Annotated in this window: 25 protein-coding genes and 1 other annotated feature; of the genes, 24 read left to right on the top strand and 1 reads right to left on the bottom strand. The window is 39.6% G+C overall.

What is annotated here, in order from left to right:
• Positions 1-431: 431 nt before the first annotated feature.
• A complete protein-coding gene (serS, locus tag ACFSGI_RS02345) occupies positions 432-1715 on the bottom strand; it encodes a serine--tRNA ligase (protein WP_204827243.1) in 1284 nt (427 codons plus the stop codon).
• A gap of 715 nt (positions 1716-2430) precedes the next feature.
• Between serS and ACFSGI_RS02340 the strand changes: the two genes are divergently transcribed.
• The 24 genes from ACFSGI_RS02340 to ACFSGI_RS02225 all read left to right on the top strand — a co-directional run bounded on the left by ACFSGI_RS02340 (position 2431) and on the right by ACFSGI_RS02225 (position 23963).
• Positions 2431-2892 carry a CtsR family transcriptional regulator gene (locus ACFSGI_RS02340; RefSeq protein ID WP_204827244.1) on the top strand — a complete coding sequence of 154 codons (462 nt, stop codon included), beginning with the start codon at positions 2431-2433 and terminating at the stop codon, positions 2890-2892.
• Between the two features lie 27 nt (positions 2893-2919).
• Complete coding sequence (locus ACFSGI_RS02335) at positions 2920-3444, top strand: UvrB/UvrC motif-containing protein (RefSeq protein WP_204827280.1); 525 nt, start codon at positions 2920-2922, stop codon at positions 3442-3444.
• A 13-nt stretch (positions 3445-3457) separates the two neighbouring features.
• Complete coding sequence (locus tag ACFSGI_RS02330; protein ID WP_204827245.1) at positions 3458-4531, top strand: protein arginine kinase; 1074 nt, start codon at positions 3458-3460, stop codon at positions 4529-4531.
• A 20-nt stretch (positions 4532-4551) separates the two neighbouring features.
• Entirely contained in the window at positions 4552-7047 is a 2496-nt protein-coding gene (clpC, locus tag ACFSGI_RS02325; RefSeq protein WP_204827246.1) for an ATP-dependent protease ATP-binding subunit ClpC, read from the top strand.
• A gap of 198 nt (positions 7048-7245) precedes the next feature.
• Complete coding sequence (radA, locus tag ACFSGI_RS02320; protein ID WP_204827247.1) at positions 7246-8613, top strand: DNA repair protein RadA; 1368 nt, start codon at positions 7246-7248, stop codon at positions 8611-8613.
• A 12-nt stretch (positions 8614-8625) separates the two neighbouring features.
• On the top strand, positions 8626-9702 hold the full coding sequence (gene disA, locus ACFSGI_RS02315) for a DNA integrity scanning diadenylate cyclase DisA (protein WP_204827281.1): 1077 nt from the start codon (positions 8626-8628) through the stop codon (positions 9700-9702).
• 55 nt (positions 9703-9757) lie between these two features.
• Positions 9758-10468, top strand: a complete 711-nt coding sequence (gene pssA / locus ACFSGI_RS02310) for a CDP-diacylglycerol--serine O-phosphatidyltransferase (protein ID WP_204827248.1) — start codon at positions 9758-9760, stop codon at positions 10466-10468.
• A 104-nt stretch (positions 10469-10572) separates the two neighbouring features.
• The gene (locus ACFSGI_RS02305) at positions 10573-11565 is read left to right on the top strand and encodes a PIN/TRAM domain-containing protein (protein ID WP_204827249.1); all 993 of its coding nucleotides are present in this window, start codon (positions 10573-10575) and stop codon (positions 11563-11565) included.
• Positions 11566-11692: 127 nt separating this feature from the next.
• Positions 11693-12391 carry a 2-C-methyl-D-erythritol 4-phosphate cytidylyltransferase gene (ispD, locus tag ACFSGI_RS02300; RefSeq protein WP_204827250.1) on the top strand — a complete coding sequence of 233 codons (699 nt, stop codon included), beginning with the start codon at positions 11693-11695 and terminating at the stop codon, positions 12389-12391.
• Positions 12388-12867 carry a 2-C-methyl-D-erythritol 2,4-cyclodiphosphate synthase gene (ispF, locus tag ACFSGI_RS02295; RefSeq protein WP_204827251.1) on the top strand — a complete coding sequence of 160 codons (480 nt, stop codon included), beginning with the start codon at positions 12388-12390 and terminating at the stop codon, positions 12865-12867. Before ispD ends, ispF begins: the two co-directional genes overlap by 4 nt.
• Before the next feature lie 39 nt (positions 12868-12906).
• Entirely contained in the window at positions 12907-14367 is a 1461-nt protein-coding gene (gene gltX, locus ACFSGI_RS02290; protein WP_204827252.1) for a glutamate--tRNA ligase, read from the top strand.
• Between the two features lie 462 nt (positions 14368-14829).
• Positions 14830-15474, top strand: a complete 645-nt coding sequence (gene cysE, locus ACFSGI_RS02285; RefSeq protein ID WP_204827253.1) for a serine O-acetyltransferase — start codon at positions 14830-14832, stop codon at positions 15472-15474.
• Positions 15475-15541: 67 nt separating this feature from the next.
• Positions 15542-16939, top strand: coding sequence for a cysteine--tRNA ligase (gene cysS, locus ACFSGI_RS02280; protein ID WP_204827254.1), 1398 nt, complete (start codon positions 15542-15544; stop codon positions 16937-16939).
• Positions 16936-17391 carry a Mini-ribonuclease 3 gene (locus ACFSGI_RS02275; RefSeq protein WP_204827255.1) on the top strand — a complete coding sequence of 152 codons (456 nt, stop codon included), beginning with the start codon at positions 16936-16938 and terminating at the stop codon, positions 17389-17391. The genes cysS and ACFSGI_RS02275 overlap by 4 nt, the downstream gene beginning before the upstream one ends.
• A gap of 32 nt (positions 17392-17423) precedes the next feature.
• Positions 17424-18176, top strand: coding sequence for a 23S rRNA (guanosine(2251)-2'-O)-methyltransferase RlmB (gene rlmB / locus ACFSGI_RS02270; RefSeq protein WP_204827256.1), 753 nt, complete (start codon positions 17424-17426; stop codon positions 18174-18176).
• Between the two features lie 5 nt (positions 18177-18181).
• Entirely contained in the window at positions 18182-18706 is a 525-nt protein-coding gene (locus tag ACFSGI_RS02265; protein WP_204827257.1) for an NYN domain-containing protein, read from the top strand.
• A 185-nt stretch (positions 18707-18891) separates the two neighbouring features.
• Positions 18892-19536, top strand: coding sequence for an RNA polymerase sporulation sigma factor SigH (gene sigH / locus ACFSGI_RS02260; RefSeq protein ID WP_069328338.1), 645 nt, complete (start codon positions 18892-18894; stop codon positions 19534-19536).
• Between the two features lie 320 nt (positions 19537-19856).
• Positions 19857-20048, top strand: coding sequence for a preprotein translocase subunit SecE (gene secE / locus ACFSGI_RS02255; RefSeq protein WP_069328339.1), 192 nt, complete (start codon positions 19857-19859; stop codon positions 20046-20048).
• Positions 20049-20070: 22 nt separating this feature from the next.
• Complete coding sequence (nusG, locus tag ACFSGI_RS02250; RefSeq protein WP_204827258.1) at positions 20071-20604, top strand: transcription termination/antitermination protein NusG; 534 nt, start codon at positions 20071-20073, stop codon at positions 20602-20604.
• A gap of 174 nt (positions 20605-20778) precedes the next feature.
• Positions 20779-21204: a 50S ribosomal protein L11 gene (rplK, locus tag ACFSGI_RS02245; RefSeq protein WP_069328341.1), complete on the top strand. Its 426-nt coding sequence runs from the start codon at positions 20779-20781 to the stop codon at positions 21202-21204.
• 97 nt (positions 21205-21301) lie between these two features.
• Positions 21302-21994: a 50S ribosomal protein L1 gene (gene rplA, locus ACFSGI_RS02240; RefSeq protein ID WP_204827259.1), complete on the top strand. Its 693-nt coding sequence runs from the start codon at positions 21302-21304 to the stop codon at positions 21992-21994.
• A gap of 76 nt (positions 21995-22070) precedes the next feature.
• Positions 22071-22235: a sequence feature (ribosomal protein L10 leader region), on the top strand.
• Between the two features lie 72 nt (positions 22236-22307).
• Positions 22308-22811: a 50S ribosomal protein L10 gene (rplJ, locus tag ACFSGI_RS02235; RefSeq protein WP_204827260.1), complete on the top strand. Its 504-nt coding sequence runs from the start codon at positions 22308-22310 to the stop codon at positions 22809-22811.
• Between the two features lie 102 nt (positions 22812-22913).
• On the top strand, positions 22914-23279 hold the full coding sequence (rplL, locus tag ACFSGI_RS02230) for a 50S ribosomal protein L7/L12 (protein WP_204827261.1): 366 nt from the start codon (positions 22914-22916) through the stop codon (positions 23277-23279).
• Positions 23280-23366: 87 nt separating this feature from the next.
• A complete protein-coding gene (locus tag ACFSGI_RS02225; protein ID WP_204827262.1) occupies positions 23367-23963 on the top strand; it encodes a class I SAM-dependent methyltransferase in 597 nt (198 codons plus the stop codon).
• Positions 23964-24316: the final 353 nt, after the last annotated feature.

Below are 24316 nucleotides of genomic sequence, written 5' to 3'. Positions count from 1 at the left end.
CGACCGTTAAGCCCTCCAGCGCCGATGGTACTTGGACCGCAGGGTCCTGGGAGAGTAGGACGTTGCCAAGCAGCGAGCAAGACTGAAAGAGTGATTCCTTACTAAGGAGTCGCTCTTTTTTTGTGTTTTCTCTTGTTATATTTTTTTTCGTAAGATTCATTTATTGGAGAGTTAGATGGCTTAGTGTTAGGTCGATTAATTTAATAATTGAGATAAATAAAAAGAGCACTTCTTCAATCAAAAGAAGTGCTCTTTCATTTATTATCTTTTTTGTACATACATCATTTTTTCAGATTTCAATTTCGTTGGTTCTAATACTTTATCAAATTAATTTGCTTTCATTGAATAAAATGTGAAACCCCTTTTCTAATTTTCTAAAAAACTAACTATACAGTTTTTATACGTATTTATTTTTTATAATCGATAGATGTTTATAATTGCTCTTTATTATTTAAATAAGGGCGAAGAGCAACTGGAATATAGATGCTTCCATCTTCGCGCTGGTGATTTTCTAGCAAAGGGATAAGTATACGTGGTGAAGCTACAGCCGTGTTGTTAAGAGTGTGACAATATTGAAGCTGCCCCTCTTGATCTCTATACCGTATATTAGCTCGTCTGGCTTGAAAGTCATGGATATTAGAAGAAGAGTGAGTTTCACCATAGCTTTGTCTGCTTGGCATCCATGTTTCGATATCGTACTGTTTATATGTTTTTTGAGACATGTCTCCTGTACATACAGCTACTACTTGATAAGGAAGTTCTAGCAATTGAAGTAATTCTTCTGCATTGGCTGTGATTTCTTGATGAATATGCTCAGAAGTATCAACATTAGCTTCACAAAAAATTACTTGTTCGACTTTGGCGAATTGATGAACTCTGTATAGCCCTCGTACATCTTTGCCTGTTGATCCTACTTCACTACGGAAGTTTTGAGAAACTGCTGCTAAACGAATCGCTCCTTGAGACAGATCAATGATCTCATCTTGATAATAAGACACAAGAGCAACTTCAGAAGTTCCTGTTAACCATTTATCTTCGTTTTCTATTTTGAATGTCTGATCCATGCCTAAAGGGAAAAAAGCTGTATTACTTAAAGCAGAGCCTCTGACCAGGGTAGGTACTTCCATCGGAGTATATCCTTTGGCCAACAGAGTGTCTAAAGCAAGCTGTTGAACTGCTCTGTGTAATAAAGCACCTGTGCCTGTTAGGTAATAATTGCGGCTTCCTGCTGTTTTTACTCCTCTTGAAGTATCAATCATCTGATGTATTTCGCCCAATTCTATATGATCTTTAAAAGGAAATACAAACTCTGGGGGTGTGCCCCATGTACGAATAACGACATTATCGGCGTCTGATTGACCGATTGGAGTGTCTGGAGAAACATAGTTAGGCACTAATTCCATCAATTGATTATATTCTAATTGAACCGATTGACTTGTTTGTTCTAGTTGTTGAAGTTGAAGATTGATTTGTTTCACTTGATCTTTAAGATTTTGAACTGTCTCAGTTGGTAAGACCGACTTATTTTGCATATGGCCACTAATCGTCTGGGTGAGCTGGTTTCGTTGTTGACGAAGTCTCTCTATTTGTTGCAAATATTGATTTTTGAGTTGAGCTTTGTTGAGAAGTTCTGCAATAGATATGTTTATTTTTTTCTGATCTGCAACCTCTTGTAATGGTGTAGCATGACTTTTAATATACTGGATATCTAACATTAAATAACCGCTCCTTTTTCCTAATTTAAAGGTAAAATGCACAAAAAAGCCCCTCATCACTTGGGACGAGGAGCTTTTTGCTCGCGGTGCCACCCAACTTGATCAAATACACATAATGTATCTGATCCTCTTAGGTTTCGCGATAACGGGCGAAAACCGTTTAACTTAGGAAATAGTAAGCAGTATAAAATTGCTTGCTACTATCTCTTGGCGAGAACGCCTCCAGGTTGGATTCCTTTCGATGGCCGTTTCATAATATTAAATTTATTGTATTGTAACGTACAATTAAAAAAAGTGTCAACCTCTGTTTTAAGTAAAATGGGCTTCTAATTAGATTGTGAAAAACTAAATTCTAAAAAATCTAATTTTCTATATTATATTTTGCTATAACCCCTTGGCAAATTCTGAAAATATGTTATAATTAATTTAAAGTCAAAGAAAGTCAAAGTCAGCGCATAGTCAAAATAGTAACTAATATAGTTATTAGATGATGTGAGTATATCTGATGATTTGATGGTGAATAAGATTTATGAACTTTTGATTATAATGATCAGATTATTCATGAATCTATTGTTGTATCATTAAATGCTATATTCTTTGGTTTCTTACGATTAGGTTTATGGTTAAGTGATATTTATCTGCTATTTTGAACTTATGATAAATGGGTCAAATTTAGAATAAGTAAATGTTTTAAAACATGATGGAGGAATATACAATGCGTAATATCTCCGACATTATCGAACAATATCTAAAACGAATGCTGCAAGATAGTGGAGAAGGAGCAGTAGAAATACAGCGTAACGATTTAGCTGATCAATTCTCTTGTGTACCTTCGCAGATCAATTATGTAATTAGTACACGTTTTACATTGGAAAAAGGATATCTGGTTGAAAGTAAACGTGGTGGCGGTGGCTATATTCGTATACGGCGTCTTGAATTGCCTGCTCAAGCTATCCTTCATACTCATATTCATGAAAGTATCGGACAGCATATGAGTCAGACAGCTGCTGAAGGTTTACTATACCAGTTGCTAGAAGCTAGAGTGATTTCTAATCGTGAAGCGGAACTGATGCGTGCAGCAGTATGTAGAGATGTTATTTCGATCAAGCTTCCCTACAGGGATGAGATCCGTGCAAGAATGATGAAGGCGATGTTGATTGCATTGCTTCGTCCCTAATCATTCGGGAGAAAGGGGCAATACATGATGATTTGTCAAGAATGTCAGGTAAGACCGGCAACTCTTCATTTTACAAAGATTGTAAATGGTGAAAAAAATGAGTTTCATATCTGTGAAACTTGTGCCCGTGAAAAAGGTGAATTGATTCCCGGAACTTCAGGAGGCTTTTCGATTCATAGTCTACTATCAGGGTTGATGGATTTCGATTCGAGTAGTAAAGGGCAACTCGCCGGTCAATGCAGTGAAGATGTCCACTGTGAAGAATGTGGTATGACATATACTCAATTCCGCAAATTAGGAAGATTTGGGTGTAGCTCTTGTTACAAAACGTTTGATAATCAATTAGATCCTCTTTTTAAAAGAGTGCATGGTAGTACTGCTCATGCCGGTAAGCTCCCTAAACGGGGCGGGATCAAAGTGAAAATCCAACGTCAAATGACTGACTTGAAGCAAGAGTTGAAACAGCGTATTGCTGATGAGGAATTTGAAGAAGCCGCACATTTGAGAGATGAAATACGCGAGCTAGAAAAACAAATTTCACAGGAGTCATAAGGAGGAATAACTTATGCCGAATCTCCGTTTTACAGAAAAACCTTTGAGCGATTGGATGCAAAAGGGCGGAGAATATTCGGATGTTGTTATCAGTAGCAGGGTGCGTATAGCCCGTAATCTGATACATCACCCTTTCCCAATTCTGGCAAATATGGAGCAGGCGCAAGAGACACGGAACCAGCTAACAGAAGTGCTTAGTAATGAAGCGCTTCAAGCGCTTGGGCCGTTTGAGCCATTGCTTTTAGATGAATTAGAAGATGTAGATCGACAAGTCTTGATGGAAAAGCACTTGATCAGTCCGAATTTGTTGAATGACTCCAAAAGTGGAGCTGTTCTGTTAACAGATGATGAATCTGTTAGTATTATGGTAAATGAAGAAGATCATTTGCGTATTCAGTGTTTATATCCAGGCTTTCAATTGCAAGAAGCATGGGAACGTGCTACACAGATCGATGATGCTTTTGAAGATGTAGTGGACTTTGCTTTTGATGATCGTAGAGGTTATCTTACCAGTTGTCCAACAAATGTAGGTACAGGGCTTAGAGTGTCTGTTATGCTACATTTACCTGCATTAGCTATTATGAATCAGGTAGGTCGTGTATTGTCTGCTGTATCTCAAGTAGGGCTTGCTGTACGCGGTTTGTATGGAGAAGGCAGTGAAGCGATCGGAAATATTTTTCAAATTTCTAACCAGATTACATTAGGCTTATCCGAAGAAGAGATTATTGATAACTTGCATAGTGTTGTGTTGCAAATGATCGAGTATGAACATCATGCTCGTAGTCGTCTACTCAGTGAATCGAAGTTACGTGTTACAGACCGTATTATGCGCTCCTATGGAATACTATCTTATGCAACAATGATGGATTCCAAAGAAGCATTTCAACGTATTTCAGATGTCCGTCTAGGTGTAGATCTGGGTCTGATCGACAAAGCTTCGGTCACACAAATGAATGAATTAACGATAATGACACAACCGGGTTTTCTTCAGAAAACATTCGGTGTTAAAATGGGGTCAGGAGAAAGCGATATGTACCGCGCGCAATTGATCCGTAATACATTAAGTAAAGTAAACGTACAAGACTAAACCGTGGAGGTGCTTTAGATATGATGTTTGGTAGATTTACGGAACGTGCGCAAAAGGTTCTTGCGTTGGCACAAGAAGAGGCAGTTCGTTTGGGTCACAATAATATTGGTACAGAGCATATTTTGCTTGGTTTGATTCGTGAAGGTGAAGGCATTGCAGCCAAAGCACTTATCGGTCTAGGTCTTGGACTTGAAAAAATTCAAGATGAAGTTGAATCTCTTATCGGTAGAGGTCAAGAACAACCTACCAATATTGCTTATACACCACGTGCTAAAAAAGTCATTGAACTTTCTATGGATGAAGCTCGTAAATTGGGTCATACCTATGTAGGTACAGAACACATTTTATTGGGATTGATTCGTGAAGGTGAAGGCGTAGCAGCTCGTGTGCTTAATAATCTAGGTATTAGCTTAAACAAAGCACGTCAACAAGTATTGCAATTGCTTGGTAGTAACGAGGCTGTATCCAGTCATCATGGTACACCAGCTAACGTGAGTACACCTACTCTAGATAGCCTGGCACGTGATTTGACTGCTATTGCTAAAGATAGCAACTTGGACCCTGTTATTGGGCGTAGCAAAGAAATTGAGCGTGTTATTCAAGTTCTTAGTCGTCGTACCAAAAACAATCCGGTGTTGATCGGTGAACCAGGGGTTGGTAAAACAGCAATCGCTGAAGGATTAGCACAAAAAATTATCAACAATGAAATTCCTGAAACATTGCGCGACAAACGCGTAATGACACTAGATATGGGTTCTGTAGTAGCGGGAACTAAATATCGTGGTGAGTTTGAAGATCGTTTGAAAAAAATTATGGATGAGATTCGTCAAGCAGGAAATATCGTACTGTTTATTGATGAGTTGCATACGTTGATCGGTGCTGGTGGAGCTGAAGGGGCAATTGATGCTTCTAATATTCTGAAACCTGCATTGGCTCGTGGCGAACTACAATGTATCGGTGCAACAACACTTGATGAATATCGTAAATATATCGAAAAAGATGCAGCATTGGAACGTCGTTTCCAACCAATTACTGTAGATCAACCTTCTCCAGAAGAAGCTGTTCAGATCTTAATGGGATTGCGTGATCGTTATGAAGCTCATCACCGTGTAAAAATTACAGATGGAGCTATCGAACAAGCTGTTAAATTGTCTGACCGTTATATCACAGATCGTTTCTTACCGGATAAAGCAATTGATTTGATCGATGAAGCAGGATCTAAAGTAAGATTGAACTCTTATACGATCCCGCCAAATCTTAAACAATTGGAAAGTCGTTTAGAAGATATCCGTAAAGAGAAAGATGCGGCTGTACAAAGTCAAGAATTTGAAAAAGCAGCAGCTTTACGTGATACGGAACAAAAAATTCGTGAAGAATTAGATACAACCAAAAATCAGTGGAAAGAAAAACAAGGTCGTACCGATTCCGAAGTAACTCCAGAAGATATTGCTGATATCGTAGCAAGCTGGACGGGTATTCCGGTAACGAAATTGAAAGAAGAAGAAACAGATCGTCTGTTGAATATGGAAGATCTTTTACATCAACGTGTAATTGGTCAAGATGAAGCTGTTATCGCTGTGAGCCGCGCGATTCGTCGTGCTCGTGCTGGATTGAAAGATCCTAAACGTCCTATGGGTTCCTTTATCTTCTTAGGTCCTACAGGGGTTGGTAAAACAGAACTGGCTCGTGCTTTGGCAGAATCGATGTTTGGCGATGAAAATGCAATTATCCGTATTGATATGTCTGAGTACATGGAGAAACATTCTACTTCACGTCTAGTAGGGGCTCCTCCAGGATATGTAGGATATGAAGAAGGCGGTCAATTGACAGAAAAAGTACGTCGCAAACCGTATTCTGTAGTCTTATTGGATGAGATTGAAAAAGCTCACCCAGAAGTATTTAATATTTTGCTACAAGTACTAGAAGATGGACGTCTTACTGATTCTAAAGGACGTGTTGTCGATTTCCGTAATACGTTGATTATTTTGACTTCTAATGTTGGTGCAGATGCAATTCGTCGTAATTCTACACTTGGATTCACAGCTGCTGTAGATTCTGGTGCGGATTACAAAAACATGAAGGGTAAAGTAACAGATGAATTGAAACGTAGTTTCCGTCCTGAGTTCTTGAACCGGATTGATGATACAATTGTATTCCACTCCTTGGAAGAAAAACATATTGCTGAAATCGTAACATTAATGTCTGAAGAACTTCGCAAACGTCTACGCGAATATGCTGTAGATTTCACTTTGACAGATACAGCTAAAGCATTCTTGGCAAAAGAAGGATTCGATCCTGCTTATGGTGCACGTCCACTGCGTCGTGCTATCCAAAAACATATCGAAGACAAATTGTCTGAAGAATTGTTAACTGGTGGTATTGTTAAAGGTGATAAATTGATTATCGATGAAAAAGACGGTGCTTTGACTGTAGAGAAAGTAGCTAAAACAGAAGAGCCTGTTGAAAATGTTTCTATCGATTCTACAGAGTCAGATGAAGCAAAATCATCGAACTAAGTGTAACTTATTCATTCTAATTTACGTCTAATAAAAGGTTGATCCTCAAGAGCAGAAATTGCTCCGGGATCAACCTTTTTGATGTTATAATAGAGAAGATGTATCGCAAAGATGTAAAGTTTACAATATTGTTTTACGATAAAACGTATAGAATGTTAAGCTTATAATAAGTTGACATCAATATAGAGGGAGTTATCCATGGCTAAAGTCAAAACCAAGTTTTTTTGTACAGAATGTGGATATGAATCTCCAAAATGGTACGGTAAATGCCCGGGATGTCAGTCTTGGAATAGTATGGTGGAAGAAAAAGAAAGCAACGTAAAAACGCAAGGAATGAATTCTTCTTTATTTCAAACTAAGCAGAAACCTCAAGCGATTACTGAAATTGAAAGCGGGAAAGAACCTCGTATTCAGACCGGTATAGGAGAGCTTAACCGCGTGTTAGGTGGCGGTGTAGTTCCAGGTTCGCTAGTATTAGTAGGTGGAGATCCTGGTATTGGTAAGTCTACGTTGTTATTACAAACTTCACATGCACTGACACAAGCAGGACTACGCGTTCTTTACGTATCAGGAGAAGAATCGGTAAGACAGACCAAGTTACGTGCAGAGCGATTAGGAGCATTATCCGATCAGTTATTTGTGCTTTGTGAAAGTAATATGGATTTGATCGAAGAAGCAATAGATCAATTAGATCCTCATTTTCTAGTGATCGATTCGATACAGACTGTGTATCAACCAGAGGTAACAAGTGCACCGGGTAGTGTATCCCAGGTACGCGAATGTACATCACGCTTTATGAGAGTAGCGAAGATTCGTGGTGTCGCTACCGTTCTTGTTGGACATGTAACCAAAGAAGGCGCGATTGCAGGTCCAAGAATGTTAGAGCATATGGTAGACTGTGTTCTTTATTTTGAAGGAGAACGTCATCATACGTATCGGATATTACGAGCTGTCAAAAACCGCTTTGGCTCAACCAATGAAATGGGTATTTTTGAAATGCATGAAGATGGATTGATCGAAGTCTCTAATCCGTCAGAATTATTTATATCAGAACGTTCGATAGGAGTAGCAGGTTCAACAGTTGTGGCTAGCATGGAAGGAACACGACCAATGTTAGTTGAACTCCAAGCGCTTGTTGCTGCTACTCATTTTCCTTCGCCGCGCCGGATGGGGACAGGTGTAGATCATAATCGCTTGAGCTTGATTATTGCCGTATTGGAAAAAAGAATGGGGATGTTTTTACAAAATCAAGATGCTTATCTAAATGTAGCCGGTGGCGTTAAACTGGATGAACCTGCGGTAGATTTAGCGATTGCTGTAAGCTTAGCTTCAAGCTTCAAAGATGCTCCAACCAAACCGGATGATGTGATCTTTGGAGAAATTGGATTGACCGGAGAAGTTCGTGGAGTGTCTCGCGCAGAGCAACGTGTAAAAGAAGCAGCAAAATTAGGCTTTAAACGAGTGATTTTACCAGAAAAAAGTCTGAAAGGATGGAAGCATCCTAAAGGAATTCAATTAATTGGAGTTAATACAGTAGCAGAAGCATTAAAGGCTGCGTTAGATTAGGGGGACAAGATGATGAAAGAACTCGGTCAGCTTGAGAAGATGAATAATTTGTTGAAGATGGTTGCACCTGGCACTGCTTTTCGTGATGGCTTGGAAAATGTATTGCGTGCCAAAACAGGAGCATTGATTGTTGTTGGTTACAGTCCGCAAGTTAGAGAAGTTGTCGATGGAGGATTCTCAATTGACTGTGATTTTTCACCAAACTATTTGTATGAACTTGGTAAAATGGATGGAGCGATCATTCTAAGTGATGATCTCAAACGAATTTTATATGCGAATACACAGTTGATTCCTGACTCTTCGATCTCATCATCAGAAACAGGGATTCGACATCGTACAGCAGAACGTGTAGCGAAGCAAACAGGGGAACTTGTGATTTCAATTTCACAGCGTCGGAATATTATTACGCTATATCAGGGTAATCTTAGATATGCACTAAAAGAAATCGGTGTTATTTTGACAAAAGCTAACCAAGCGATTCAGACGTTAGAACGATACCGGGCTGTATTGAGTCAATCTTTTACCAATTTGACGGCTTCTGAATTTGAACAGTTAGTTACGATTACAGAAGTTGCGGGTGTAGTGCAACGTGTAGAAATGGTATTGCGTATTCAGACAGAGATTCGCCGTTATGTCAACGAATTAGGTGTTGAAGGTCGCTTGATTACGATGCAAATGGAAGAGCTGATCGGAAATACAGAAGAAGAATTTGTATTATTGTTGAAAGATTATGGTCGCGATACAAGTGAAGAACGTCTGAATGAAATTACGAACAGTCTCAAACGAACCACCGAGAATGAATTGTTAGATATTACGCAAATTATTAAGTTGTTGGGGTATCCGACAGCAGCCGCTCAATCCGAAGAAGTGATTGCTTCTAAAGGATATCGAGTTCTTAGTAAGATTCCACGTTTGCCTAATGTAATTATTCATAATTTGGTAGAACGATTTGGAGCATTGCATCATGTGATTGCAGCTAGTATTGATGATCTGGATGAAGTAGAAGGTATCGGTGAAGTACGTGCGCGGACGATTCGGGCAGGTTTGCATCGTATCCAAGATCAAGTATTCATTGACAGACAAATTTAATTTAGCTACAATCGTGAGATGAACTGGTTAATATATCCATCTTTGAGGTGAAAAAATGATAACAAAGTCAATTCCAAACATTTGTACACTATTTAACTTATGTCTTGGAATGGTAGCTATTTTAATGGCACTGAATGATAATTATAGTCTTGCAGCCATTATGATTATAATAGCGATGTTGATGGACGGTCTGGATGGTCGTATGGCACGCGCACTTAATGCGCAAAGTGAGTTTGGAAAAGAATTGGATTCATTGTCTGATCTAGTTTCTTTTGGTGTAGCACCTATCATCATTATGTACGATATAGCATTTAAAGAATTAAATCCGGTATTAGCAATAACGGCTTCTTTAATTTTTCCTATGTGTGGAGCACTTCGTTTGGCAAGATTTAATGTACGTGCTGGAGTTCCTGGCTATTTTACAGGGTTGCCTATTCCAGCAGCCGGTGGTGTTTTAGCTACCTTGTCTTTATTTCACAATGATGTAACTACACCGTATATGATTATCAGTACGATTTTATTGTCTTACTTGATGGTGAGTCGTGTACGCTATCCTAATTTCAAAAAAGCAGGTATTCCACGTAAAGCTTTATGGTTAGCTCCTTGGGTGATTATTGCTGCTGTATTTATTGCAGTGATGTTTCCTAATCAGGTATCTAAATTGATTTTTGTACCGCTGGCTTTATACGCATTGTTAGGTGTGAAGCAAAGTATAGATCGTCTTATACGTCGTCGTTCCAAAAAAGAAAAAGAATCACTTCGATAAACCGTCACAACACATGTTATGCTTAAAAGCATTTATTTCTCTACTTCCCGGGAAATGAATGCTTTTTTTCATGGGAAAAATAGATAATGTAAGGAGATTAAAGCATGTGGCAACAATTAATAGGATTTCCAAAAGGTTGGATTGAAGAGCAAGAAGGTATGAAAGAGTTATGGATTAGTGTTGCTGTTATCGTTGTTATGTTGGCTGTTGCTGTACTCAGTGTACGCAAATTAGTTCAGTTTGTAGAGTGTACCAAAAACCATTTATTAACTGTACCGATCTCGTTAATGATTACAGGAACGAGCGGACTTGCAATAGGGTTACTTCTTGGCTTACTTAGTTCATTTATTATGTTATGGCTAGGCAATATAGGCGAAATTATTCGAGCTATTTTAATGACTATTTTAGGCTATATTGGACTGCGAATAGGTATCACTAAAAGTGAAGATATTCTTTCTTTTTGGAAAAGGGAAGCTCTTGCTGAGAAAGTACCATCTGCAAAGTATAAAATGATCGATAGTAATATAGCGATAGATGGCAGAATTATAGAATTATGTCAGGATGGATTTATCGAAGGTGGATTACTTGTACCTGATTTTATATTACATGAATTGCAACTTCTTGCAGATTCTTCAGATACATTACGTCGTCATCGCGGAAAAAGAGGACTTGAAGTCATCACTCATTTACAACAATTAGAGCAAGTAGAGGTCATTATTCAAAATACAAATTACGAAGAGAATGAGCCTACAGATAACAAGCTACTTCGATTAGCTTTGGATCAATCCGCTACTCTCATTACTAACGATAGCAATCTACAACAACTGTGTCAGCTCCAACATATCCATGTGTTGAATCTCAATAATCTTGCTTCGATTATGAAGCCTATTCTGCGTGCAGGGCAAATTGTAAAAACAGCAATTATTAAATCTGGCAAAGAAGCAGGGCAAGGTATAGCTTATCTAGATGATGGAACCATGATTGTTGTAGAAGATAGCCAATCTTATATAGGACGAGAATGTGAAGTGATCGTGACCAGTGTGCTACAAACAGCCAATGGAAAAATGGTTTTTGCCAAATTACATCGTTCTGAATAAGTTCTGATTCAGAGACAATTCCTTTTAATTGTTGTGCTGTACCTATAGACGGGTATATTATTAAGGAATGGAGTTTGGCACTTTGATAGGACGAAAAGTGCAGGACAGTAGGTTAAGGATGGGGATTATGGAAAATAAAGCGGGTGTTATTGTTGTTGCAGCGGGTAAAGGTTCACGGATGGGCACAACAGAGAGCAAACAATATCTACGACTGCAAAATAAGCCGATCCTTATACATACACTGGAAGTCTTTGAACATTCATCAATTATTGATGAGATTGTTATTGTCACAGGTAAAGACGATGTACAGCGTTGTGAGGATTGGATCAAAGAGTATGAACTGACCAAAGTGAAAAAAGTTGTGGTCGGAGGTTACGATCGCCAGGAATCTGTTGCTAACGGGCTACAGTTTATACACTCTGATTGGATTATGGTGCATGATGGCGTACGACCTTTTATCACAGAAGATCAGATTATGGACTGTTATCATAGTGCAGTGACTTCAGGAGCATCTGTTTTAGCGGTACCAGTCAAAGATACGATCAAACAGGTGGATCAAGCCAAGCATATCATCAATACACCGGATCGTAGTCAGTTATGGGCGATTCAGACACCGCAAACGTTTCGCAGTACTGATCTTCAGCAAGCGCATCAACAAGCACAACATGAAAATTTTCGCGGTACAGACGATTCTATGTTGATCGAGCGAATGGGTGTGACAGTAGCTGTCGTAGCAGGCAGTTATGAAAATATCAAAATCACCACACCAGATGATCTCGATTATGCGTCTTATGTATTGCAACGCAGGGGAGAGAAAAAAGAATGATTCGTATTGGACAAGGATTCGATGTACACCAGCTTGTAGAAGGAAGAGATTGTATTATCGGTGGAGTTACCCTTCCTTATGAAAAGGGATTGTTAGGTCATTCCGATGCAGATGTATTATTACATGCTATCACCGATGCTGTATTAGGTGCTTTGGCGATGGGAGATATCGGTAAGCATTTTCCAGATACTGATCCTGAATTTAAAGATGCCGATAGCTTGAAATTGCTTAACCATGTGTGGGCACTTATTCGTGAACGAGGATATCGTTTGGGCAATATCGATGCAACCATTATTGCTCAAAAACCTAAAATGGCTCCATATATTCCGCAAATGGTAGAAATCATTGCAAAAGCTTTGGAAGCGGAACTTGATCAAGTGAATGTCAAAGCGACAACGACAGAACAACTTGGATTTGCAGGTCGTGGCGAAGGTATTGCTGCACAGGCAGTGGTATGCTTAATTAAAGAATCATAATTGATAGGCAGTGCAATAGATTGAAGGAGGAAATAACAAATGACTAACGAAATTCGAGTACGGTATGCACCAAGTCCAACAGGACATTTACACATCGGAAATGCACGTACAGCATTATTCAACTATTTATTTGCTCGCAGTCAAGGTGGCAAATTTATTATAAGAATTGAAGATACCGATATCAAACGAAATATTGAAGGTGGCGAAGAAAGCCAGCTGACGTATTTGAAATGGTTAGGGATGAACTGGGATGAAAGTATTGATGTAGGCGGCGACTATGGGCCTTATCGTCAAACCGAGCGTCTTGATATCTATCGTGAATACTGGCAAGACCTGCTAGATCGCGGTCTAGCTTATAAATGTTATTGCACCGAGGAAGAATTAGAGCAAGAACGTGAAGAACAGATTGCACGCGGTGAAAATCCTCGCTATTCAGGTAAACACCGTGATCTAACAGATGAGCAACGTGCTGCTTTTGAAGCAGAAGGTAGAGTTGCAAGTATTCGTTTCCGTGTACCGGAAAACAAAACATTTACATTCGACGATATCGTTAAAGGTGAAATTTCATTTACAACAGAAGACACAGGCGATTTCGTTATTGTTAAAAAAGACGGTATTCCTACGTATAACTTTGCTGTAGCGGTAGATGATCATTTGATGAAAATTTCTCATGTTCTACGCGGTGAAGATCATATTTCCAATACACCTCGTCAATTGATGATCTATGAAGCTTTGAATTGGGAAGCTCCTATTTTTGGACATATGACTCTAATCGTAAACGAGAACCACAAAAAATTAAGTAAACGTGATGAGTCTATTATTCAATTTATCGAGCAATATGATAATTTGGGTTATTTGCCAGAAGCGATGTTCAACTTTATTGCTTTGTTAGGTTGGTCTCCAGAAGGCGAAGAAGAAATTTTCTCTCGTGAAGAATTGACCAAAATCTTTGACGCTAAACGTCTATCGAAAAGTCCGGCTGTATTTGATACTCACAAATTATCTCATTTGAACAATTTGTATATCAAAAATGCAGATACAGATCGTATCACAGCACTGGCTATTCCTCATTTACAAAAAGCAGGACGATTGCCAGAAGAATTGAGTACAGAACAACAACAGTGGGCTCATGATCTTGTAGCACTATATCAGGAACAGATGACTTCTGCTTCGGATATCGTAGGGTTATCTGAAGTATTTTTCCGTAGCCATTTGCAAATGGATCACGAAGCGCAATTGATTATTGGTGAAGAGCATGTTAGTACAGTGCTTAGTGCTTTACTTGAAAAAATCAAAGCTTCAGACGAATTCAGTCCTACCCGCGCAGCAGCTTTGATCAAAGAAGTACAAAAAGAAACAGGATTTAAAGGCAAACAACTGTTTATGCCGATTCGCGTAGCATTAACAGGCGAAATGCATGGACGTGATCTTAACCATACGATCTACCTTTTAGGACGTGATCGTGTTATTGAACGTCTAGCTTCTCAAATAAAAGGCTAAATGGTGAACAGACTGTATTGTCTAATCGCATAGAGTTCGTTATAATGATGACCTGAGAATAATTGTTGTATACCTATAAATAGCGATGATCAGGAAAAGTAAAATGAGATTGTAAATCCCAGAGACGATGATCGGGTTAGATACATTATTATCTAATGTTGGCTGGAAATCATCTATTTACAACCATTTGAATATGCACCTGTAAGCTGTATATTTGAACCATATTTGCCATCTTTTATCCGTATTGATGAAAAGGTGGCAAACGATGAAGTAAAGTATACCGGTCGTTCCTCGTTAAGGAACATGATAAGTAGAGTTAGTCTATGTGTGTATTCGTCTTTTTACAAAAGCGGATAAAAGACAAGCTCAAGCAGAGTGGAACCGCGTCAATTCACGCCTCTGCAGCCTCTAAGGGGCTGTGGGGGCGTTTTTTAATGAAGCGCAAGTTAAAGGGGAAACGTAATGCTGAAAAATATGCGATCTGATATACAAGCTGTTTTTGACAATGATCCAGCAGCACGTAGCTGGTTTGAAGTGATTTTTACGTATTCTGGATTACATGCGATTTGGTGGCATCGGATAGCTCATGCTTTTTATCGTCGAGGTTGGTTTACAGTAGCACGCACATTATCACAATGTAGTCGTTTTATGACAGGAATTGAGATTCATCCGGGTGCTACGATCGGCAAAAGATTATTTATCGATCATGGTATGGGTGTGGTCATAGGAGAAACTTGTGAGATTGGTAATGATGTGTTGATCTATCAAGGAGTAACACTAGGCGGTACAGGCAAAGAAAAAGGCAAAAGACATCCTACAATTGGTAATAATGTGGTGATAGGATCAGGCGCTAAGATTTTGGGTTCTTTTAAAGTCGGCGATCAAAGTAATATTGGTTCCAATTCGGTCGTTCTTCGTGAAGTTCCTCCAGATAGTACTGTTGTTGGTATCCCGGGCAAAATTGTTCGCCAAAATGGTAAACCTGCTGATCGGTTAAGACATCAAATGCCCGATCCGATTACAAGTAAACTGAATGAATTACAATCCGAGATTGATCAATTGCGCAAACAATTAGCTAATTGTGAAGCAGAAATCAAAAAAGAATAAGAATCATTTTTACTTTTTCAAAAGATTCGATAAGTACTACAGCACCATATACGAAAGGGATGACAGTATGGCATTGCAAATATATAACACGATGAGCCGTATGAAAGAAGAGTTTGTGAGTATCACACCTGGAGAAATTAAAATGTATGTATGCGGCCCGACCGTATATGACTATATTCATATTGGAAATGCAAGACCAATGATCTTTTTCGATGTTGTACGTAGCTATTTAGAAAATCAACAATACAACGTGAATTATGTTGTTAACTTTACAGATGTAGATGATAAATTAATTCGCAAAGCAGAAGAATTAAACACAACAGTAGCTGATGTAGCAGAACGTTTTATTGCAGCTTACTTTGAAGATTTAGAAGGATTGGGTATTCGTCATGCTACTATGCATCCACGAGTGACCGAGAACATGGATATCATTTTAGAGTTTATTCAGAGCCTTGTGGATAAAGATTATGCTTATGCTAAAGAAGGCGATGTTTATTTCCGTACTCGCAAATTCGCAGACTATGGTAAATTGTCGCATCAGAAGCTAGATGAGTTACAATTCGGGATTCGGGTTGAAGTGGATAAACGCAAAGAAAATCCAGAAGACTTTGTCTTGTGGAAAGCTGCTAAGCCAGGTGAAGTATCCTGGGAAAGTCCTTGGGGAGCAGGTAGACCGGGCTGGCATATTGAGTGCTCTGCAATGGCGCGTCATTATTTGGGAGATACACTGGATATTCATGGTGGTGGACAAGACTTACAGTTCCCGCATCATGAGTGCGAGTGCGCTCAATCCGAAGCCGTTACAGGCAAGCCACTGTCAAATTACTGGATGCACAATGGATTTATTCGTATAGACGATGAGAAAATGTCCAAATCACTAGGTAATGGTATTTTGGTAAAAGATTTGCGTAAAGCACACAAACCAGCAGCGATTCGCTATTTTATGTTATCTACGCATTACCGTAATCCATTGAACTACAATGCAGATACGATCCAACAAGCAGAAAACAGTGTAGATCGTATTGCAAATGCTGTAAATAATGTAAAACATCGCTTGTCTGCTTCGGATCAATCTTCACCTGTAGAAGCAAGTCTAGCTGGACGCCTCACAGAGATTCGCCAGTTGTTCCATGAGAAAATGCAAGATGATTTCAATACACCGGATGCGATCACTGCTATTTTTGAATGGGTCAATGAAGCCAATCTACTATTGCAAAAAGAAGTGGTTGCCAAAGCTTCGCTTGAAGCATTGCTAGATTTGTTTAATGAAATGAATGAAGTGCTACGTATTTTTTGGCAAGAAGAAGAACTGGTAGATGCGGATATCGATCAATTAATTACAGAGCGTGTAGAAGCTCGTCAAAATAAAAATTGGGCACGTGCAGATGAGATTCGTGATCTGTTATCTGCGCAAGGGATCATGTTGGAGGATACTCCACAAGGCATGAGATGGCGCCGCAAATGAGTGAAGAATCTTTGAATCCAGCTCAACCTCAGAAAAGTAATGAAGGATGGTTCAACTTTGACCCTTCCAAACCTATAGAGCAGCTTCCCCCATTGGCACTTGCGTATATGGGGGATGCTATTCACGAAGTAGCTATAAGACAATATCTGTTATCTGGTAAAAACTTGCGTCCACATCATTTACATCGTGCTTCAACAAGCTTTGTCTCGGCAGGCGCGCAAGCCAAAATACTAGCACATCTAGAACCGTCGCTGACTGAAGCTGAAAGCAATGTAGTGCGTCAGGGACGAAATGCCAAATCAGGTACTATTCCTAAAAATGCCAGTGTGATTGATTATCGGTATGCGACAGCATGGGAGTGTCTTTTGGGTTATCTATATTATAAAGGTGAACATGCACGTATGGAGCAATTGATCACTGAAGGAATCCGTCATCTGGAAAAACAGTCCTGATACGGATGTATACAACATTAGGAGGAAATAGTATGGAAGAAGAATACATTGCCGGTAAGCATTCAGTAACAGAAGCTTTACGTGCTGGAAGAAGTATTAATAAAATTTGGATTGCAGAAGGATCTCAAAAAAATCTAACGCAACCTATTCTGACTGAAGCTAAGAAAAAAGGAATAGTCGTGCAGTTAGTAGATAAGCGCAAATTAGACACACTTGTACCTGATGTACAACATCAAGGTGTTATTGCTCAAGCGGCTCCTTATGAATATGCAGAAGTAGAAGATCTTCTTCAAGCAGCAAAAGACAAAAATGAAGCACCATTTTTGATTTTGCTAGATGAAATCGAAGATCCTCATAATCTAGGTTCTATTTTACGTACCGCAGATTGCACAGGTGTACATGGAGTGATTGTACCTAAGCGTCGTTCTGCTTCTATTACGGCAACAGTATCCAAAACATCAGCAGGTGCAGTAGAGTATGTGCCTGTAGCACGTGTTACTAATTTGGGACAAACGATCGATCGTTTGAAAGAACAAGGCGTATGGGTAGTAGGGACAGATGTAGATACAAAGAGTAGTCTGTATGATACAGATGTATTTACAGGGCCTGTCGCTGTTGTTATAGGTAACGAAGGCAAAGGTATGGGAAGATTGATTCGTGAGAAGTGCGACGTGTTGATCAAGCTACCTATGCAAGGTCAAATCAATTCACTGAATGCTTCTGTAGCAGCAGGTGTAGTGATGTATGAAGTGTTGCGTCGCAGACAATCTTTAGGGCAAGGTTAAATGCGATGACCGATTTACGGGATGTGCTTCTAGTAGATGGCTACAACATGATCGGAGCTTGGCCTGAACTGGCTCAGCTTTCCGAAATCGGTTTGGAGGAAGCTCGCGATCATTTATTAAAACGATTAGCTAACTATCAAGCTTTTTCAGATCGAAGAGTGATTGCTGTATTCGATGCGTATCGGGTGATTGGTCTGGGCAAGTCATTTAATCAAGGTAAAGTAGAAGTCTATTTTACCAAAGAAAAAGAAACAGCCGATGAAGCGATCGAACGGTTTGTTCGCGAGCTTGGACGTAAACGTAGACAAATTTATGTAGCAACTAGCGATATGACTGAACAACACGTTATTTTTGGACAAGGTGCACTGAGGGTATCGGCAAGAGAACTATTGATAGAAGTTCAACTGAGCGAACGAGAAGTAAAACAGAAAATTACCGATCATAAGCAAACTGGAGCTCGCAATACACTAGATGGCAAATTAAACTCAAAACAACGTGATCTGTTTGAAAAGTGGCGCAGAGGAGAGTAAGTTGTCAGTCAAATGACAGCTTACTTACGAACCTGCGTTCTATTTATTGTTAAATACGAGTAAATATGCGCAAATAAGCGGTAAATACCACATAAGTTGTTGACGATGTGAGGTTACATAATATATACTTGGGCTATATTTCATAGGGTAACGGAGACCTTGCGTTGCAACCGGAGGGATTGTTTGTGAGTGTCGACCTCAAAGATATGATGGTGTCACCGTACGATTACCAAAGTGATGAAGATCTTGTAGAAGCCGTCCGGCAAGGCGATTCTCAGGCACTGGAGTACTTGATCACCAAGTACAAAAATTTTGTGCGTGCGAAAGCCCGATCTTACTTTTTGATTGGTGCAGATCGCGAGGATATTGTGCAAGAAGGTATGATTGGTCTATACAAGTCGATTCGTGACTTTAAAGGCGATAAACTTTCTTCGTTCAAAGCCTTTGCTGAATTATGCATTACTCGTCAGATTATTACAGCTATTAAGACGGCAACACGGCAAAAGCATATTCCGCTCAATTCGTATGTGTCACTAGACAAACCAATCTATGATGAAGATTCTGATCGTACCCTGCTTGATGTCATTTGCGGTTCTCAGGTATCTGATCCCGAAGAGCTAGTCATTAACAAGGAAGAGTTCGTAGGATTGGAAGACAAGATGTCTGAGATTTTGAGCGATTTAGAACGAAAAGTTCTAATGCTCTATCTGGATGGTCGTTCGTATCAGGAAATTGCTGTTGATCTTTGTCGTCATGTCAAGTCTATTGATAATGCACTACAACGTGTCAAACGTAAACTGGAACGCTATCTCGAAGTACGTGATAATTGAATCCGGAAGCAATCAAGTAAAGACTCTTACTCTGGAGTCTTTTTTATTTTCTAAATGATGTATTGAAATAGTAACCCTATGAATGGAAAATATTTGTTGGTCGTTGTGCTTTATTCGTTGACAGGGTTGGGGCGCTATGATAAAGTGTTTTAGGTAGGCCTAATTTCGCCTGCTTTTAAATGTGTCAATCTTTGCTATCTAGCAAAATTAATACATTTAAAGCAAGTGTAACCACCCTGACCGCATGGGATGCGGAATGTACGAGTTCCAGAACTTGTGATTCTCATCATGTAACCAGATAGTCTTTTGGAGGTGTAGTCGTGGCACGAAGCTTCAAGTCTGTGTTTTCCTTTTTCTCCGAAAGCTGGGCTGAACTTAAAAAGGTTCGCTGGCCTAATCGTAAAGAGCTGACTAACTATACTCTTATCGTTATTGGTACGATTTTGTTTGTCGCCATTTATTTTTGGGTTCTAGACATCGGCATTTCCGCTGTGATCGAAGCGATAATTTAAGAAGGGTTCCAGGTGGCTTGATATGGAAAAAAGATGGTACGTCGTTCATACCTATTCAGGGTATGAGAACAAAGTCAAAGCCAATTTAGAAAAACGCGTTGAGTCTATGGGCATGGAAGACAAAATTTTCCGCGTTCTTGTTCCTATGGAAGAAGAAGTGGTAAACAAAGACGGTAAGAAAAAAACCGTTATGCGTAAAGTTTACCCCGGTTATGTTCTTGTCGAAATGGTTCAAACTGACGATTCTTGGTATGTAGTGCGTAATACTCCTGGTGTAACTGGCTTTGTCGGTTCAACAGGTGCTGGCTCTAAGCCAACTGCATTATTACCAGAAGAAGTAGAACAAATTCTCAAACACATGGGTATGGATGAGCCGAAGGAAACTATTGAATTCGACGTTAAAGAATCTGTACGCATTAAAGTTGGACCGTTTGCGAACTTTGTTGGCTCCGTGGAAGAAATTTTGGTTGAAAAGAGCAAGCTGAGAGTACATGTTAACATGTTCGGACGGGAAACCCCGCTTGAGCTAGATTATACTCAAGTGGAAAAGATATAGTAGGTTTCTAGGATGACACGGGGAATCGTTGTTGATCTTGTATCACAATGGCTCCTGATCAGTGCTTCCAGTTTTACCGCAGTGATATGGAAATTACGATTTTCATATGATGCGGCGTTTTGCGTGGGAGGGCAGCAATGTCCGTCTACCACTATTCGCAAGGAGGTGTTTTACATGGCTAAAAAGGTAATCAAAATGGTGAAACTGCAAATTCCAGCGGGTAAAGCGAATCCGGCTCCTCCAGTAGGTCCGGCATTGGGTCAAGCAGGTGTCAACATCATGGCATTCTGTAAAGAATTCAACGCTCGTACAGCTGATCAAGCAGGTTTGATCATTCCGGTTGAAATCACAGTGTTTGAAGATCGTTCTTTCACTTTCATCACTAAAACTCCACCGGCTGCAGTTCTTTTGAAAGTTGCTGCTAAGATCGAAAAAGGATCTGGCGAACCTAACAAGAAAAAAGTTGCAGTTGTTAAACGTTCCGCAGTTCGTGAAATTGCAGAACAAAAAATGCCTGACTTGAATGCAGCGTCCGTAGAAGCGGCGATGTTGATGGTTGAAGGTACAGCACGTAGCATGGGTATCACGATCGAAGACTAATTCACTCTTGTAGTGAATAGTCTCAGTACTGAGTTCATTTATGAACCCAGTAGTTGTGGGAGGAATATCCGCTAATACCACAAAGGAGGAATATAAAATGGCTAAACACGGTAAAAAATATTTAGAAGCTGCTAAGCTTATTGATAGCGAAGCAACTTACGAGCCTTCAGAAGCTGTTGAATTAGTGAAAAAGGCATCTACTGCAAAATTCGACGAAACTGTTGAAGCAGCAGTACGTTTGGGCGTAGACCCACGTAAACAAGACCAAGCTGTTCGTGGTGTAGTTGTATTGCCACACGGTACTGGTAAAACTCAACGTGTCTTGGTATTTGCTAAAGGAGAAAAAGCAAAAGAAGCAGAAGCTGCTGGAGCTGATTTCGTAGGCGATCAAGATATGATTAACAAAATCCAACAAGGATGGTTCGAATTTGATGTCTGCGTAGCTACGCCTGACATGATGAGCGAAGTTGGTAAATTGGGTCGTTTGCTTGGTGGTAAAGGTCTTATGCCTAACCCTAAAGCCGGCACAGTAACTTTCGACGTTACCAAAGCTGTTCAAGAAATCAAAGCTGGTAAAATCGAATACCGTCTAGACAAAGCAGGACAAATTCACGCTCCTATCGGTAAAGTATCTTTCAGTTCTGAGCAATTGAACGATAACCTTTCTGCACTTGTTGAAGCTCTTAACCGCGCTAAACCTGCTGCTGCAAAAGGTGTTTACCTTAAAAACATTGCGATTTCTTCGACAATGGGACCAAGCGCACGCATCAACGCTTCTACTTACAGATAATTAGTTGTTGACAATCGTCAATATACTTGATATCATGTAAAAGTTGTGAAAATGCTTGAACTTTGTACTTGCATTTACATTTGAATATGTTTAACCGTAGACAGTAGGTGCTGTAACAGGCTTAATTTCCTACCGAGGTGTTATGATAGAATACCGGATACTTGGGAGCGCAGATTAGTCTGCGTCTCGGTTCCGCTCAATCAAGCCTTCGTCATTCTGCGGGGGCTTTTTTTAATGTCCGTGTAGGAAAGTCTTTTCTTCTGACTTCTACGGAAACAGAGAAAAGCTAGAATACGATCAGGAGGTGTCCAATTTGGCAAACGCAAAAGTAATCCAAGCAAAACAAGAAGCGGTAGAAGTTGTAGCAACTAAATTGCGCGAAAGCACAACTACAGTTGTAGCTGACTATCGTGGTCTAAACGTAGCTCAAGTTACAGAATTACGTAAGCAATTACGTGAAGCTGGAGTTGAATTCCAAGTATTGAAAAATACATTGGTTCGTCGTGCTACTGAGTCTGCTGATCTTGCTGGTTTGAATGAAATTCTTACCGGTCCTACTGCTATTGCTTTCAGTAAAGATGATGCAATTGCTCCAGCTAAAATTTTGAATGACTTCGCTAAGAAAAACGATGCTCTTCAATTAAAAGGTGGAGTGGTTGAAGGACGTATTGTTGGAGCTGAAGAAATCAAAGCGTTGGCAGAATTGCCATCACGCGAAGGTTTGTTGTCTATGCTTCTCAGCGTGCTTCAAGCACCAATGCGCGGTTTTGCACTGGCTGTCAAAGCTGTTGCAGAAAAAGAAGAGCAAAGCGCGTAAGATTTTTGCTCAACCGTTACATCTGTTTGACAGATATAGCGATGGCTGTGTGATCAGCTAAAATCGATTTAAAAATAAAACCATTATATGGAGGGTTTACAAATGAGTAACGAACAAATCCTTGAAGCCATCAAAGGCATGACAGTTCTTGAATTAAACGATCTTGTAAAAGCAATTGAAGAAGAATTCGGCGTAACTGCTGCTGCTCCTGTAGCTGCTGCTGGTGGCGCTGGTGGCGGAGAATCTGCTGCTGAGCAAACAGAATTCGAAGTAATCTTGACTTCTGCTGGCGGATCTAAAATCAACGTAATCAAAGCAGTACGCGAAATCACTGGTCTTGGCTTGAAAGAAGCTAAAGAAGTAGTAGATAACGCTCCTAAAGCAATCAAAGAAAACGTTGCTAAAGAAGAAGCTGATTCTATCAAAGAAAAATTAGAAGCAGCTGGTGCATCTGTAGAAGTAAAATAAGAGGTTTCCTCTTATTTTCGGCAAACCCCTTGAATTCGTTCAAGGGGTTTGTTTTGTAGATCAGCTTGAAAAGAGGGAGCGGAGAATATGGGAGACCATTATTATTCCAATCAGCCAGGAGCGGCACACGATCGGCGAGTCCTGGAAGCAACCTTGCGAGGTAAAGTATTTCGTTTTACAAGCGATGCTGGTGTTTTTTCCAAAACAGGTATTGATTATGGAAGTCGCGTATTGATTGAAGCGCTGGATATTCGTGAAGATGCTCAAGTATTAGATGTAGGTTGTGGATATGGACCTATGGGGTTATCTGCTGCTTATCTTGCTTCCAAAGGTCATGTGACCATGATCGATGTTAACGAAAGAGCGGTTCAATTAGCAAAAGAAAATGCAAAATTGAATGGGATTCAAAACGTAACTATTTTGGAAAGTGATTTGTTTAGTTCTATCAAAGGAAAGATGTTTGATGTGATACTGACCAATCCACCTATTCGTGCAGGTAAATCGACAGTTCATACTATTTTTGAAGAGGCTTTAGAACATTTGAATACAAATGGTACATTGTGGATTGTTATTCAAAAGAAGCAAGGTGCACCTTCTGCCAAAGCAAAATTAGAAGAGTTGTTTGACACTGTAGAGGAAGTAACAAAGGATAAAGGCTATCGGATTTTTAAAGCGACTAAATAAAAGTTGCTTTAGAATCATTGACTCGAAGTTCTGAACATGGTATGATTACAAAATGTCAGTATTAAGATGCCCTTCTTGGCTTTAGTTTTCTGAAATAATCATGAAAATTATTCATCCACGAAGGTGTTTAATATTGTCTATAATCGTATATTGTGGGGTATTTCGGTCAATTTCAACCGTTATACAGCATTCAAATGTGTAATCACATTCGTTGATAGCTGATGCTGCTCTTTTTTCGAAAGCATTCGATAAGGGCTTTTCTCTATTTATGGATGTGAACTTCTATGTATGCACCTATTATACGTGATCCAAACAGTAGTTCGCAATGAAATTTTTAAGCGAGTAGACATTAA

It is taken from the genome of Paenibacillus nicotianae (assembly GCF_042681745.1).
GTDB classification, from domain to species: Bacteria; Bacillota; Bacilli; order Paenibacillales; family Paenibacillaceae; genus Saccharibacillus; species Saccharibacillus nicotianae.
Note: the sequence above shows the minus strand (reverse complement) of the source record. Positions and strands in the feature narration are given on the sequence as shown.

Bases quoted from the DNA above. Each gene is read 5' to 3' on its own strand.
- serS (WP_204827243.1), bottom strand. From the start codon at position 1,715: ATGTTAGATATCCAGTATATTAAAAGTCATGCTACACCATTACAAGAG.
- ACFSGI_RS02340 (WP_204827244.1), top strand. From the start codon at position 2,431: ATGCGTAATATCTCCGACATTATCGAACAATATCTAAAACGAATGCTG.
- ACFSGI_RS02335 (WP_204827280.1), top strand. From the start codon at position 2,920: ATGATTTGTCAAGAATGTCAGGTAAGACCGGCAACTCTTCATTTTACA.
- ACFSGI_RS02330 (WP_204827245.1), top strand. From the start codon at position 3,458: ATGCCGAATCTCCGTTTTACAGAAAAACCTTTGAGCGATTGGATGCAA.
- clpC (WP_204827246.1), top strand. From the start codon at position 4,552: ATGATGTTTGGTAGATTTACGGAACGTGCGCAAAAGGTTCTTGCGTTG.
- radA (WP_204827247.1), top strand. From the start codon at position 7,246: ATGGCTAAAGTCAAAACCAAGTTTTTTTGTACAGAATGTGGATATGAA.
- disA (WP_204827281.1), top strand. From the start codon at position 8,626: ATGAAAGAACTCGGTCAGCTTGAGAAGATGAATAATTTGTTGAAGATG.
- pssA (WP_204827248.1), top strand. From the start codon at position 9,758: ATGATAACAAAGTCAATTCCAAACATTTGTACACTATTTAACTTATGT.
- ACFSGI_RS02305 (WP_204827249.1), top strand. From the start codon at position 10,573: ATGTGGCAACAATTAATAGGATTTCCAAAAGGTTGGATTGAAGAGCAA.
- ispD (WP_204827250.1), top strand. From the start codon at position 11,693: ATGGAAAATAAAGCGGGTGTTATTGTTGTTGCAGCGGGTAAAGGTTCA.
- ispF (WP_204827251.1), top strand. From the start codon at position 12,388: ATGATTCGTATTGGACAAGGATTCGATGTACACCAGCTTGTAGAAGGA.
- gltX (WP_204827252.1), top strand. From the start codon at position 12,907: ATGACTAACGAAATTCGAGTACGGTATGCACCAAGTCCAACAGGACAT.
- cysE (WP_204827253.1), top strand. From the start codon at position 14,830: ATGCTGAAAAATATGCGATCTGATATACAAGCTGTTTTTGACAATGAT.
- cysS (WP_204827254.1), top strand. From the start codon at position 15,542: ATGGCATTGCAAATATATAACACGATGAGCCGTATGAAAGAAGAGTTT.
- ACFSGI_RS02275 (WP_204827255.1), top strand. From the start codon at position 16,936: ATGAGTGAAGAATCTTTGAATCCAGCTCAACCTCAGAAAAGTAATGAA.
- rlmB (WP_204827256.1), top strand. From the start codon at position 17,424: ATGGAAGAAGAATACATTGCCGGTAAGCATTCAGTAACAGAAGCTTTA.
- ACFSGI_RS02265 (WP_204827257.1), top strand. From the start codon at position 18,182: ATGACCGATTTACGGGATGTGCTTCTAGTAGATGGCTACAACATGATC.
- nusG (WP_204827258.1), top strand. From the start codon at position 20,071: ATGGAAAAAAGATGGTACGTCGTTCATACCTATTCAGGGTATGAGAAC.
- rplK (WP_069328341.1), top strand. From the start codon at position 20,779: ATGGCTAAAAAGGTAATCAAAATGGTGAAACTGCAAATTCCAGCGGGT.
- rplA (WP_204827259.1), top strand. From the start codon at position 21,302: ATGGCTAAACACGGTAAAAAATATTTAGAAGCTGCTAAGCTTATTGAT.
- rplL (WP_204827261.1), top strand. From the start codon at position 22,914: ATGAGTAACGAACAAATCCTTGAAGCCATCAAAGGCATGACAGTTCTT.
- ACFSGI_RS02225 (WP_204827262.1), top strand. From the start codon at position 23,367: ATGGGAGACCATTATTATTCCAATCAGCCAGGAGCGGCACACGATCGG.